At 58.3% G+C, this 13,505-nt stretch carries 9 protein-coding genes and 3 pseudogenes; 4 read left to right on the forward strand and 8 right to left on the reverse strand.

Annotation, left to right across the window (positions count from 1 at the left end):
• Nucleotides 1–146: 146 nt before the first annotated feature.
• Nucleotides 147–519 (forward strand): annotated as a pseudogene (locus FZN60_RS11595) (transposase); the annotation flags it as partial.
• Between the two features lie 49 nt (nt 520–568).
• Here FZN60_RS11595 and FZN60_RS11600 read toward each other — a convergent pair.
• The 7 genes from FZN60_RS11600 to FZN60_RS29140 all read right to left on the reverse strand — a co-directional run bounded on the left by FZN60_RS11600 (nt 569) and on the right by FZN60_RS29140 (nt 10,850).
• On the reverse strand, nt 569–2,845 hold the full coding sequence (locus tag FZN60_RS11600; RefSeq protein ID WP_158873644.1) for a polysaccharide biosynthesis tyrosine autokinase: 2,277 nt from the start codon (nt 2,843–2,845) through the stop codon (nt 569–571).
• Between the two features lie 230 nt (nt 2,846–3,075).
• On the reverse strand, nt 3,076–4,503 hold the full coding sequence (locus tag FZN60_RS11605; protein WP_158873645.1) for an oligosaccharide flippase family protein: 1,428 nt from the start codon (nt 4,501–4,503) through the stop codon (nt 3,076–3,078).
• 1,296 nt (nt 4,504–5,799) lie between these two features.
• Entirely contained in the window at nt 5,800–6,726 is a 927-nt protein-coding gene (locus tag FZN60_RS11610; RefSeq protein ID WP_158873646.1) for a glycosyltransferase family 8 protein, read from the reverse strand.
• A gap of 112 nt (nt 6,727–6,838) precedes the next feature.
• The gene (locus FZN60_RS11615) at nt 6,839–8,179 is read right to left on the reverse strand and encodes a UDP-glucose dehydrogenase family protein (protein ID WP_158873647.1); all 1,341 of its coding nucleotides are present in this window, start codon (nt 8,177–8,179) and stop codon (nt 6,839–6,841) included.
• A 257-nt stretch (nt 8,180–8,436) separates the two neighbouring features.
• Nucleotides 8,437–9,753, reverse strand: coding sequence for an IS701 family transposase (locus FZN60_RS11620; RefSeq protein ID WP_246726718.1), 1,317 nt, complete (start codon nt 9,751–9,753; stop codon nt 8,437–8,439).
• A gap of 111 nt (nt 9,754–9,864) precedes the next feature.
• Entirely contained in the window at nt 9,865–10,422 is a 558-nt protein-coding gene (locus FZN60_RS29135) for an IS630 family transposase (protein ID WP_158873648.1), read from the reverse strand.
• Entirely contained in the window at nt 10,419–10,850 is a 432-nt protein-coding gene (locus FZN60_RS29140; protein ID WP_158873649.1) for an IS630 family transposase, read from the reverse strand. The genes FZN60_RS29135 and FZN60_RS29140 overlap by 4 nt, the downstream gene beginning before the upstream one ends.
• A 423-nt stretch (nt 10,851–11,273) precedes the next feature.
• On the opposite strand from FZN60_RS29140, the gene FZN60_RS11635 reads away from it, so the two are divergent.
• The 3 genes and pseudogenes from FZN60_RS11635 to FZN60_RS11645 form a co-directional block, all read left to right on the forward strand.
• Complete coding sequence (locus FZN60_RS11635; RefSeq protein WP_158873650.1) at nt 11,274–11,693, forward strand: winged helix-turn-helix domain-containing protein; 420 nt, start codon at nt 11,274–11,276, stop codon at nt 11,691–11,693.
• A gap of 236 nt (nt 11,694–11,929) precedes the next feature.
• Nucleotides 11,930–12,133 (forward strand): annotated as a pseudogene (locus FZN60_RS11640) (integrase core domain-containing protein); the annotation flags it as partial.
• Between the two features lie 35 nt (nt 12,134–12,168).
• Nucleotides 12,169–12,375 (forward strand): annotated as a pseudogene (locus FZN60_RS11645) (hypothetical protein); the annotation flags it as partial.
• Between the two features lie 41 nt (nt 12,376–12,416).
• On the opposite strand, the gene FZN60_RS11650 reads toward FZN60_RS11645, so the two are convergent.
• Nucleotides 12,417–13,334 (reverse strand): HAD family hydrolase, encoded by a 918-nt coding sequence (locus tag FZN60_RS11650; RefSeq protein ID WP_246726720.1) that lies wholly within the window; start codon nt 13,332–13,334, stop codon nt 12,417–12,419.
• Nucleotides 13,335–13,505: the final 171 nt, after the last annotated feature.

Below are 13,505 nucleotides of genomic sequence, written 5' to 3' on the forward strand. Positions count from 1 at the left end.
CGGATCCTCCCCCCTGCCGGCCGATCTCGACCCCGTCATGGACGCCTGCTGCAACGCCTGGAACGCTCTCGCAACCGAGCCAGACCGCAACCGTTCCCTCTCCGCATACCCCTACCTGAAACAGGTCAATGCAAAGGCGCGAAGGTATCACAGGCATGACGGCTCCGTTTGTCTATGACGGCGCCATCAACGGCACGGTGTTCCTGGCCTCTGTCGCACAGGTGCTCGCGCCCACCCTCTCGCCGGGCGACGTGGTCATCATGGACAATCTGCCAGCCCGAGGCGGTGGGCGTTCGGATCGTCATCGAGGCAGCGGGGGCGAGCCTCTGCTTCTTGTCGCCCTATTCACCCAACTTCAACCCTATTGAGAACGCCTTGGCCAAGCTCAAGGCGCTGCTGCGCGCCAGGGCCGAGCGAACCGTCGACTCGCTATGGCGAGCCGTCGGCGACCTCGTCCCGACGTTCACACCAGCTGAATGCGCCAACTGCTTCCAAGCCGCCGGATACGAGGCAACGTGAACCGGATCTGCTCCAGCAGCCTCGAGGCAGCGGACGTTGCGCTATTGCGTCACGGAAGATGATAATAGTCCTTGTACTGCGAGATGTAGTAGTCGGCCGAGTCCATGGTCTTGTAGAGCTTCATGCGGGCTTCGTCGCCCTTGTTGAAGATCGTGCCGAGGCACTTCTCGTACAGGGCCGGATTGTCCGCCATGATGTTGCGCACGAGCTTGCGCGACGTGCGGCCCCATTCGACCACCATGATGAAGCCGTCGATGCGGTTCGCCATGGCTCGCGCGTCGATGACGGGGCCGAGCGGCGGCAGGTCGATGACGATGTAGTCGAAGCTGCCCCGCAGACGCTCGATCAGGTTCGCCATTCCGGACGAGGTCAGGATCTCGCTCGAATGGTAGACCCTCTGGGTCAGCGAGACCGGAAGTACCGCGAGCTTGCCGTTCGGGCTCCAGACGAGGCAGTCCTCGATGGGGCTGGTGCCGTAGGCGGCCTCGACGAGGCCGACCGTCGGCTTCGAGTTCAAAGACCGCGACAGGTTGGGATTGCGAAGGTCGCCGTCGATCAAGAGGACACGGCTGTCCTGCGACGCGAGCAGGGACGCGAAGTTCGCGGACAGGGTGGTCTTGCCCTCCCGCGGCAGGCACGAGACCATCCCGATGACTTTGGCCTGACGGTCGGCGAGATAGGTGTTTGCCGCGAACCGTGCATTGCGCAGGGTTTCGGTGAACGGCGAGAGCGGGGCCGTCGCGGCCCGATTGTTGAGGCTGCCGGCGCGCCAGATGTCGGCCGAGGTCGCGCCGTCGACCTGCGGGTCGGACTGCGCGAGATTGCCGACCGAGCCGAGGAACTCGACGCCCAGCTCGCTGCGCACCTGGCTACCAGTGCGGAAGAAGCGGTCGCGATGCTCGCGGAGCGCAGCGGCTCCGACGCCCGACGCCGCTCCGAGCACGGTCGCAAGCGCCAGGATGATCGGCACCCGCGGGTAGCTGGGGCGCGACGGCGGCTTGGCCGGCGTGATGACGCGCGCCTCGGTGATCGGGAAGGACTGCTGCTGGAGCGTCTCGTGGTAGCGCTGGAGGAAGACGTTGTAGAGGTTGCGGAAGGCGTCGGCCTCGCGCTCGAGCTCGCGCAGCTGGACGCTCGACGTGTTGGCCTCGACGTTCTCGCCAGCGACGCTCCTCAGGCTCTCTGTCAGCGACTCCTCCCGGCGCAGGGCAACGTTGTAGGAGCTTTCGTAGCTTTCCGCGATGCGCCCAAGCTCGTCGAAGATCTGGCTCTGATACTCGGCCATCTCGGCGCGCAGGCGCACGGCCTGGACGTGCTCGGGACCGAAGGAGCGCTCGACCTCGCTCAAGCGGCGGGACGCGTCGAGGTAGCGCTGGCGAAGGTTCACGATCGTCGCGTTGCCGAGCGCGTCGTCGACCACGGCGTCGGTGCGCCCATTCTTGATGATGTCGCGGATCTGGTCCAGCCGCGCCTTGGCTTCGGCGGTGCTCGCGCGCGTCGCCACCAGCTGCGTGTTCAGCTCGCCCAGCTGCTGTTCGGAGATCAGCTGGTTGTTGGAAGACAGGAGGCTGTTCTCGTTCCTGTAGTTCTGCACCGCCAGATCGGCGTCGTAGGACTGCTGCCGGAGCTGTGCGAGACGCTCCTCGAGCCATTCGCTGGCGCGGCGGGTCGCGCTGTACTTGGCTTCCAGCTGGTCGTTCAGGTAGGCCTCGCCATAGGCCTGCGCGATCCGGTTGGCCATATGGCGGTCCGCGGCGGTGTAACTCAGGCGCAGGACGTAGGTCTTCTCGACGCGCTCGACCTCGAGATTGCCGCGAAGGATGGCGGCGGCGGCGATGAGCTTCGCCTCGCGGTTGGGACCGTCGGCCGCCTGGCTGCGGGACACCGGCAGGACGCTCTGCGCGACGCTCGTCACCCCGCCTATGATGCGGCCGAGCATCGAGGGGTTGCTGGCCATGAAGGTGGGATCGTCGACCAGCCCGATGCTCTCGGCCACGGACCGGGCGAGCTGTTCCGATCGGAGGACCTCGACCTGGGTCATCATGTCCGAGTCGTCCTGGAAGACATCGGTGGGCACGGTCAGGGTGCCGATGACGTTGGAGGTCCCCTTGTCGATCATGATGTCGGTGGAAGCGGTGTAGAGCGGAACGGCCATCGAAACGTAGGCCACGCTCAGAACGATGCTGGCGAGCGTCCACAGGCCGATGATCCAGGCCTGGCGGCGGAGCGCCGCAAGGATATGGTTGAGCGCGATCGGCTCGAAACCGGACCCGTCATCGGGGGAGCTACCCGCGAGCGCCAAAGGCTTGTCGTTCGATTTGGACATCTAGAATCCGGAACGGTTTGCGTCTTAGGACAGAACGAGACCCGATCTATGGCATATTTGCGAGCTTTTCTGCCCAAAATTTGATGGCCAACGTGTGAGGTGTCGATGAACTAGCTGTACTGCGCACATCAGTAGCGTCTCATTGCTATAGCTTGAGGCGGGCATTTTGACTTGGTGTTGATCCTCTCCACGTGGATAATGCAAACGTCGACTTCTTATCATCCTAGATCTCATCGCAGCACACCGATAACTGACAAAATTCGCTTCCGCAGGACAAAGGCGCCTGCTATCCAGACCAAAGTGAAGATGACGAGCTGGGTGACCAAACGAAGAACTAGTTCGACCGATTCGACAGTTGTTAAGGTCGAAAGAACGGCAGCGATCGACGCTGCACTCGCAGGTAAGATAAAATACACAACGTCTAGCATCGCATTCATTGAAGTTTCGCCGCCGAATTTCAAACACGCAAACACAGTCAGCGAAGCACCGACTATCGACGAGAATACAACGACCGTCGTTGCCCATTCTATTCCTAAGCCTGCGAACACAATGAGACCCAGGACTAGCGAACTCGTCGCAATAAATTGAAGTGGAACGAGAACCTTCTGCTTACCCTGAGCGACAAGTAGCGGGCTACTAACCGCGCTCACAACAGAAAAAAATCGACCGATGCACAATGCTGCAGTCACACCTGTGACACCACTCCAAGCATCATCCGCGATTAGAGCCACTAACGGTTCACTCACTACAGCGAGCGCAGATAGAAACGTACTGGTGAGCAAGAGCGTTACGGCAAGGACATCATGGTAGGCTCGTGATGGATCTTCATTCCGCGCGACCAGAGATCCGAATTTTGATAGCGCAATGATCTTCAACGGTTGCCCGCAAACATCGCCAGCGGCCGACACTACGCGATTCGCTGCTCGGTAAATGCCAGTGGCAGCCGGGGAAATCAACGCTCCGATCAGGAACTCCGGGGCGTAGCTTGTCACTTGACCAATGACTGCAGATATATACTGGGGGGAACACCAGCGGAAGATGTCAGTCAACGTACGGTGTTGGTTGCCTCTCGCAAACTGCGGACGATGCAGAACGCGATAAGCGATGATAATCATTGTCGACCTGATGTAGATTTGCGCAACTAAGGCATGCAAGCCATACCCCATCAACAAAAGAATTATAGCCGTCGCTCCTGAGATCACTTCAACAACGATGGTCGCATAGTAGTAGGCATATATCCGCTTCGACCGGATGATCTGAGCCTCTTGCCAAGCAGCCACAGCAGATAGAAAGACAGTCGGGACCAAAAGCGAGACAAAATCTCTGATCTCAGCGTTAGACTCTCCAGGAAGAGCGCTGATTATAGTTAGAGCTAATGCGGATAGGAGTGCAGAAACAAGTAGATTGACGTAAAGTGCTCCGCGGCTGACCAAGGCCGCGTTTTCAGCCTGGATGATGAGCTGGAAGGTCCCAACGTACATCAGTGCTCTAATCATGGAGATGACTGCTGAGGCTATAGCAAATATTCCGAACGTCGCAGGACTCAGCTGTGATACGCTCGCGAGGGTTACCGCGAGAGCCACCAGCTGACCTGAACTGCGGGACACTATCCCAGCTATTATGCTGTGCAGCGGCTTCAGACGAGTCAACAATTTCACTTTATGACTTTCTCGCGGCAAGATTGCAAGACATGTCCTACCGAGTGTCGACAAGGCCGACTACTCGATACTCAGTAGCTGTCCATCATCCACTGGGCCTTCGGCTTAGAGGTTGTCCGAAACGGCCCGAATGAGCGAAGTGCGGTTGCTTTCAGCAGATATGCGATAAATCAGATGTGCGCATCGAATTTTTTTCTGACGTTTCAACGGCACCATAGCCACGATCGCCTGCGAAACGGAACCGAGCAAGTCGACTCGGAACAAGCGGCTAGTGGACCTTCTTCCCGGCTCGGCTGGAAGGAGGTGACCCAGCGACGTGGCCTTCGCGCAACATCGTCACCGGCGACTTCGACATCGTCAACGCCGACTTCTAAGTCCTGCCGGGAAGCATTCTCTGCCTGATCCCTAACGGCCAGCTGCTCAATAGCACGACGCCTTGCTACTTCGGTGTCACTCGCTAAAGCATTTTTGTGATGATCAATCATTGCTTTGTCATGATGGACAGCAGGCACACCAACGGCGAGATCTCTCCCGCGGTACCCGTGTTCGACATCCGATGCGTCGACATCACAGAAATCACCCGGCATTGTGACCATGACGCCGACAAGAGCTTGGAAGGCTGCGAGCGTCAGGGTGTGATTTGATCGGAATGGTGCCTCTCGTTGTCGATCCTGAAGCCGACAGCGTCCAGCATCGTTACGGTGGCGTGCCCATTTCGTGTCTCCTACGTAATCGCCATCCTTTGCTGTCAAATGCCTATTCGGATGCTGGTTCTACATGAACGCAAACATGCACTGCCACTCTGATCTACATCAAGATAGCAAGCCAACCGCCAGAACACGTTAGCTCAGTTTTCCATTTCAAGCGTAAAGTCATGTAACGCATATTTTCATAGATCATTTGTAAGCGACAGCTCTGTATTGGGGCCGGAGGCACGACCGTATCTGCCACAGTCTTCCTCTACGCAGCCTCGATCATGGTCCACGTACGCTGTGTCACTCGAAGCTCACGACCTTTCGATCCGATTCGTAGAAGCGGTCGCGCTAGTCCGCACCGCAGCACCGGCCTGCCCGAAGTGGCGGTCATGATCTACGATCTAAGAAAATGATGCCGCTTTATCGCTATGAAATAACCGATCATCTACTTCACCGACACATAGTCGAAGCCAACATTTGCCACACTCTTCGAGTACCATCATTGCAGTATTTGCACTGCGACACGCCGGAAGAATTCGATGATGTACGGCCAAGCACAAAGGCAGGACTATCAAGATGTCAGGGGACTTACTCTCTGCTCCTAAGTCAACCTTTGGTTGACAACCTCTACGGCCTTGTCTATTCTAGATATATTGCCTCTCCAGCGCAGCGAGTTAAGCATGTATATGGATCCGAGCGGACTTGTTGGATTGTAAATACTCTCTCCAAGCTCGGCTGCGATTTTCCTAACTAGCTTCAACTCGATCATGTCACTTCTCCATGCGGCAAGTGGCAAGAACTTTTTAGGACCTGTATAATGTCTCACAGAAGCTTGTCGCCAAGTTTTAGTGAACCGCATAGACGATTGTACGTTCCAGCCAATTGGCAGGAATTTCCATCGTCCACTGAATAGGAGATTCCATACGCATTGGTCATTAGTGTTACAAGGTGTCTTATAACTACAGGCCTTCTGATGCTCCGCGAGTAGACGCTGATAATTGATATGCAATGCTGCCTCATCAATCAGGCGGCTATTGAAAAACATGAGGCCGCTGTTGAAATAATCCTTGGACAACCCATTACGCTCGCAATTCGCGGCAAACTGGTCATTAGTGATCCCAGAAACCTCTGCAACATCGAAGCATGCCGCCAGGGGACAACCGCCGAAATCCACACTATTTAAGTCTAGATCACGCATGAACAGAATGTCTGTATCCGAGTACAACACCCGTTCATATTCGCCCAGTAAATCCTTTACAGCGATAAATTTTAGAAATTGCGTTTTGGTTATATGCTTAGCAGAGCGGTACCCATTGAACTGATCGCTAGATAGTTCATGAGTTTGGATCTTGAAACCTCGGCTTGTAGCTAGCTCTGCCAGCCTTTCATGCGGCTGACGCTTATAGCCGTCTTGGTATAAGTGAATATCAACAGGCTTTGATTGTGACAGTATGAACGAAGCTATAGCGAAATTTGCGAGTTTACTTCCATTAAGATCGGTGACTAAACTGAGAGCGATCTTCGACATAGGCGTTACCAATCTCTTTTTACGACGGCCATCATCTCACTAAGCACTAACCAGCTGCGCGCGAAACAGGATTAATTGAACATAATGAACGCTGCAGGTCGCAGCATAGGCTCTAGGCGGATCTTCGTCCAATACCCACGTATTCAATTCCGTATCTTTTAACTACCACGGGATCATAGATATTTCTGCCATCGAAAATAATCTTCTCCTTTAGAGTTCCTTTGATTAGATCGAAGTCAGGCGACAGAAATGCTTTCCACTCCGTGCAAATTATCAGTGCGTCAGAACCATCGAGAGCATCCTCTTTGCTGTCTGACAACAGCAAATCTCTCGAGGCAAGATGTTCAGCATGAAGCCGCTTGCATTCCGGCATCGCGACAGGATCGAAAGCTTGTATCTTTGCACCAGCCTGCCAGAGCATTGTCATTATTTCGCTGGCAGGCGCTTCTCGCATATCATCGGTATTTGGCTTAAAAGCTAAGCCCCAAACCGCGAAGATGCGGCCGTGAAGTCTGTCTCCAAAGTGTTTTTTGATCTTCTCAAATAGAACTCTCTTTTGAGCAGAATTACGACTTTCTACAGCCTCAAGTATGCCAGCATGATAGCTATGCTCGATAGAAGTATGTATCAGCGCTCGAATATCTTTCGGGAAGCAAGAGCCCCCGTAGCCCATCCCGGCATAGATGAAGTGGTAGCCGATCCTGGGATCAGAACCGATGCCACGCCGTACGCTTTCGATGTCAGCACCCAGGCGGTCTGCAATTCCAGCCACTTCATTCATGAAGGTGATCTTGGTAGCTAGCAGGCAGTTGGCAGCGTACTTAGTCAATTCCGAACTGCGCATGTCCATCGTTATGATTTTTTCATGGTTACGGTTGAATGGGGCGTACAGTTCCCGCAATTTATTTTCGGCTTCTCGATTGTCAGTTCCGATGATGATTCGATCTGGCTTCATGCTATCAAGGATGGCAGATCCCTCTTTCAGGAACTCTGGATTGGAAGCCATATGAACATCTAGCTCATCCAATCCTCTCTGGACCAGTATTTCGCGCATAGTTGCATAAACGCCATCGCAGGTTCCAACAGGAACTGTCGATTTCACCACAACAATCTTGTCGGAGGTCATGTGAGTTGCGATTGATCGGCCAACAGCCATAACGTGTGAAAGGTCTGCCGATCCATCTTCTCCGGAGGGCGTGCCTACAGCGATGAATATAAGCTCCGCATGCTCAACGCCATAAGCAGCGTCCGTAGTGAAAATCAGCTTGCGCGATAGAGAATGAGCCTGCACAAGCGGCTGCAATCCCGGCTCATAGATCGGTATATCTCCGTTGGTAAGGCGATTGATCTTGTGTTCGTTCGTATCGACACAGACAACTTCATTCCCTGTTTCAGCTAGAACTGCAGCATGCACCAGACCTACATAGCCAGTTCCAAATATCGTCACACGCAAGCTTGCAGCCTTTCGTTTAAGCATTGTCAAACCTGATCATTGCCAGGCTACAGGATCGGAGTCATCTCGCTCAAAGAGTGTTATACCATCGATCAGACGCCACGATGAAGCAAGGTTGCAGTTCGAAGGCGCTACTAATAATCAGGCCGCTGCTGCAGTGCGGTATCAGCCTGTGACGTTGGGGCAACAGGACGGCCAGCGGCTGAGCTCGACTCTGGCCACATGCGCGGCGTTTCAGAGGGCGTAGGTCCAGGCGCCTAGCGGGCGTAAGCAGGGCTTTGTACGGAAGCGTCTGCGCGGAATGTCGCCGAAGACCTCTCGCGCGGGGTCGCGCAACGCACAGCGGCCAGTTTGTCTGCGAAGGTCGGGCGCGGTTTGGGATACCATGCCGCCGTGGCGAGCGATCGCCGTTGGCGGGCCGGGAGACGCGCGGCCAGCAGCGTGACGATCGAGAACAGGGCGAGCAGGCAAGGCGTTGTGCGGGCGATTGCCGTGTCCGACCACTGGCGCTGGGTCTCGACGCCCAGATGGGCGCGGACATCCTGAAAGGTGACCTCGACGCTCCAGCGTCGCACGAACCACGACAGGATCTGAGATGCGTCGCGGGTGAGGTCTGTGCACAGCAGGGCCTGCGGCGGGAAGCGGTTCTCGGGATCGCGCACGAGCACCCCCCGGATCGGCACGACGGGCAGGCCGCCATGCCGCCACACCGCGGTGCCGGAGGTGACCTCGATGCTGCACGGGGCTGACCCGTACCAGCCCGGCACGGTGAGCCGATGCCAGAGCGTGTCCTGAGCCGCGAGGGTCGCGGCGAGCGTGGGCAGTCGCGCCCCCTTGGTGCGCGGACGTCCGATCGTGCCTGGCGGCCGCGGCGGGGCGGGCTCGTAGAGGGCTGCGTCGAGCCGAAGGCGGGTGATGGCCGTGATGCGGCCTCGCCGCATGGCGTCGAGGAAGTTGAGGGCCGAGAAGCCGCTGTCCCCCACCAGCACGAGGTCGCGTCCCGGCAGCCAGCGGCGCGCCTGCAGGGCGAGCTGGCGTCCAACATCGAGCAGGGGCTTGTGCCGACGGCCCTGCTCGCGGCAGGCGCGTTCGGAGGGCACCAGGGCGGTCAGGAACGGCAGCGCCCAGATGCGTTGCGCCCAGGGGATCGGCGCGAGCAACATCAGGCTCATCCAGCGCAGGCCGCTTGCCTTGACGAAATGGCTATCGGACGAGCGCACCGGATCGCGGTAGATGCCCTTGGCCGCAATGCGCTTACCGCCACGGCGCTCGATCGTGTCGTCGATCCCGAGCACGACCGGGCCGCGCGGAACGAAGGCGTCGATCAGCAGCCGGAGCAGGATGTGCCCGCCGGTGCGGGGGCACCAAGCGGCGCGGTTGAGGATGCGGTGGAGGTTCACGAACCGCCGATCCTGCGACCGACCCATGATGCGCAGGACGCTCGTCACCGTGCGCTGCCCCGGTGTCAGGATCGCGCCGATCAGCAGGACTTGCGCATGCCGCCACGAGCGGTGGACGAACAGCGGCATGAACGCCAGGATGAGGCCGGCGAAGCGGGTGGGCAGATCGGGCATCGGACGTCTCTTGGTCGGGACGCCCCAAGCCTATCCGTCATGCCCGCTTCGTCATACCGCTCCGCTCGTCAGCCCATTGGGTTGGCCAAAGTCGAGCTTATACCGCCCAGCCTATGAACTGACCTCTTCTATCCAGGGATAGAGACACAGGGATCGGATGCGGTCTGGGGCCGCGGTTGCAGCGTTCCAGGCTTGGCAGCAGGCGTCGATGATGTGCTCACGGTCGCAAAAGACCCGCAGGCTCAGGAAGCGCTCGCGCAGGTACAGCCAGAGACGCTCGACCGGGTTCAGTTCGGGGCTGTAGGGCGGCAGGGTGACGAGGGTGATGTTGGCCGGCAGGGCGAGCGCCTTCTCGCCATGCCAGCCGGCCCCGTCGAGCACCATGACGATGTGGACGCCCTGCTCGATCGTCTCGGCGAATTGGGCGAGGAAGAGGTTCATCATCGCGGCGTCGGCATAGGGCAGGACCAGCGAGAAGGCCTTGCCCGTCGCGGGCTCGACGGCGCCAAAGATATAGGCCCACTCGAAGCGCTGATCGCAAGGGCCCGGCGGCCGCTGTCCCTTCGCCCACCAGCGATGGCACGTACGCCCCTTCTGCCCGACCCTGGCCTCGTCCTGGAACCAGAGCGCGATCCGCTTGTCGGGATGGGCCTCGCGTGCCGCCCTCAAGGCCTGGGCGAGCCCCCTTTTTTGAAGCGCTCCTGCGCCTTCTCATCTTTGCGCGGATGGGAGGGGCGGGCCTTCTGGCGCGAGAAGCCGTTGGCGCGCAGGATGCGTGACAAGCTCGCCGGATGCAGGCGCTTGCCGAAGCGTGCCTCGATCAGCTCGCAAAGGGTCGGCAGCGTCCGGGCCGACAGCCCGTCCCGGTCCGGATCGGAACCGCGGAAGATCGCGGCGGCTAGGCTGGCCTGTTCGCCCTCGCTGAGCCTTGGCTTCGGGTGCCCCTTGGGCCGATCGCGAAGGCCGGCCAGCCCCTCGGCATTGTAGCGCACCACCCAGTCCCGAAGCGTCTGTCGGTCCATGCCAGCAGCTTCCGCCGCCTGCGCCCGGCTCATGCCCGACAGCGCGTTCGCCAGAGCGTGGAGGCGCGAGGCCACGCGCCCGTTCGTCTCGCGCCGCGCCAATCGCCTCAGCTCAACTGCTGACCGATCGGTCCTGATCTCCAACGCCATCCCGAGCCTCCTTTCGGACCCAGAAAGGCGCCGCACGCTCCAAAAGCCAAATCACGTCCGAGTCAGATCATCCGATCGGCGGTATAAGAGCCCGTTTGAAAAATCGGGTGTTGAGGGTTCCTGCTGTGACCTGCCCCACGGACGGGTCCGATTGGACTGTTATACCAGCGCGCCTTCGAGAGGACTCGATCAGGCTTTCCCGGTATCTGGTGGCAGTGATTCACTGCCGATCTGCATGGGCGGGAGGTGGTGATGGCCCACGGTTTGCCGATCCGAACGGACGTGGCGAGCCCGTCTGAGCTGCGACGTCTGGCCAGGAAGGACCCGCGGCGGCGCACGGCGCAGCGGATGCTGGCCATCGCCAGCGCGCTGGAAGGCATGAGCCGGGCGGACGCGGCCCGAACGGCGGGCATTGAGTGCCAGTCCTTGCGCGACGCGGTGCTGCGCTTCAACGCCGCAGGGCTGGCCGGGCTGGTGGACCGCCCTTACGGCCGCCGGCCCGAGCGTTTGACGGACGGCGAGCAGGCCGCGCTGGTTGGGCACGTTCTGCGCGGGCCCGATCCCGAGCGCGGCGAACTGTCGACTTGGACGCTGCCGGATCTGTGCCGCTTCATTGAGGCGCGGTTCAACAAGACCATGTGCCCGCAGTCGATGTCGCGCGTCGTGCGCCGCCTCGGCCTGTCGCGGCAAAAGCCGCGGCCCGTGCATCCGCAGCGCAGCGCCAAGGCGGCGGAAGCCTTCGCAAAAGGGGGCTCTTCGCTGCCGTAGAGGCTGCTCGTGCCGCCCATCCCGGCGCCCAGGTCGAGCTGTGGTTCCAGGACGAGGCGAGGGTCGGGCAGAAAGGGCGCACGGGCCATCGCTGGTGGCTGCGCGGCCCGCGCCCGCCCGGCCTTTGCGACAAGCGCTTCGCCTCGGCCTACCTCTTCGGCGCGGTGCGACCCGCCACGGGCGAGGCCTTCGCCCTGGTCATCCCGCACGTCTCGACGGCGGCGATGAGCGTGTTCCTGAACGGTGAGATCTTCTACAGCTTGGCCGAGGCCCGCATTGTCATCGAGAACTGGCGCCAGCACTATAACACCAAGCGCCCACACTCGAGCCTGAGCTACCACCGTCCAGCCGCTCCAGCCGTCATGCCGTGGCCGCAAGCGCCGCCCCAACCCGCTTCGCCGGCCACCTCAAACGTCGCCGACAAGCCAACCATGCATTAGATTTGAACCGGGCCACCTAACGGGGGCAGTCCAAAGTCCGCCACGACAAGCGCCGTTACAGACGCCGCAACCGCATTGAGATCATGATCGACCGCCTCAAGGACTGGCGGCGCGTCGCGACCCGCTACGACCGATGCCCAGCCGTCTTCTTCTCCACCATCGCACTCGCAGCCACCGTCCTGTTCTGTCTCTGTGCTGAAGGTCCGGACTCTAGATGCGCACATTCATTCAATTTTCGATGAAACATCGCGCGAGATGGGGGGGCAAGACGAATAGTTTTGTCTCACTTTGTTGTTTCATCTCTAGACTTCCACCATCTAGCAAGAGTGTTATATCGCGAACCGAGCGCTCCCCGCGCTAATCGCCGCATTTTGAGCATGAGCTTACCTCTTGAACTATTGCCTTTGCGACGTATAGCTTCAGCCAGGTAGCGAGTGGTTACGCCGTGGGGCATCACCATTTCATGTGTTTCGATGCACAAAACTGGCTTGCCAGAAAGCTGAGCAATCTCGATAGCTTGTCGAAGTTCGCTTTCTATAAATAATTCAGCCTTACTTTCCCTATAGACGTCTGCTTTGAATGCACCATTCACTTCTTTTGAGATGCGGTCCTCTTTGGTTGGCAGATCGAGCATGTGCAATTTGCCGTAAGATATTCCAGAGGCCTGCAGCCAAGTTTCAGTCTCGCCACGATACTTCTCCAACCGATTAGTAACCAGGCTATGAATCGGACGAGTGGGGCTGATGTATTTTGCTGCGGATTGTAGAAAATCGACGTATTGATCCCCATCGTCATTCTGGTGTGGAAGTGGATCATCGCACAATACGCCATCGATATCTACGCAGGAGTTCTCCAAAACGGCGTGGTGCATGAAGTTCCACTGGAAAACTCTTGGTGTCGGAACTGCTTCAAGAACAAGGTCGGCTTGAGGATGTCGTTCTTTGGGCCCGTATACAGCGCAATATGTTATCCTTCTTCCTTCAATTGTCGAAGTGCCTACTCGGCTCCTTGCATTCTCCATTGCCCTACCGTTGAGGATGCTGTCATCAACAATTAGGATGTGCTCGTAAGCATCTTTTGTATTCAAAAGGCCTTCATATTGTTTTGTCGAACCTGTGCCGTATACATCTCCTCTCACGAAGCTATCAAGATCGGTGAGTTTTATGTTCCTGAGCAAGCTGATAATTGTTGCTGGCAGCATTCCACTTCGAGGGATCCCGACAACAAGATCAATGTCGTGCGGGAGTCTGAGGCCACTTCGTGCTATCGTGTCATGGAGGTCTTTTATAGTTCTATAATGCACGTTGCTGCCCCGGCGCTCGATTGGTCTGGATGAGTCTCTTCAATGCAACTTAGAAGCGTGGTTGCACCG

This window comes from Antarcticirhabdus aurantiaca (assembly GCF_009765365.1).
In the GTDB taxonomy this organism is placed as follows: domain Bacteria; phylum Pseudomonadota; class Alphaproteobacteria; order Rhizobiales; family Rhizobiaceae; genus Antarcticirhabdus; species Antarcticirhabdus aurantiaca.

Excerpts from the sequence above, each read along its gene's own strand:
- FZN60_RS11610 (WP_158873646.1), bottom strand. The coding sequence starts at position 6,726 with ATGTCGAAGATCGCTCTCAGTTTAGTCACCGATCTTAATGGAAGTAAA.
- FZN60_RS11600 (WP_158873644.1), bottom strand. The coding sequence starts at position 2,845 with ATGTCCAAATCGAACGACAAGCCTTTGGCGCTCGCGGGTAGCTCCCCC.
- FZN60_RS11620 (WP_246726718.1), bottom strand. The coding sequence starts at position 9,753 with ATGCCCGATCTGCCCACCCGCTTCGCCGGCCTCATCCTGGCGTTCATG.
- FZN60_RS11635 (WP_158873650.1), top strand. The coding sequence starts at position 11,274 with ATGCTGGCCATCGCCAGCGCGCTGGAAGGCATGAGCCGGGCGGACGCG.
- FZN60_RS11650 (WP_246726720.1), bottom strand. The coding sequence starts at position 13,334 with ATGCTGCCAGCAACAATTATCAGCTTGCTCAGGAACATAAAACTCACC.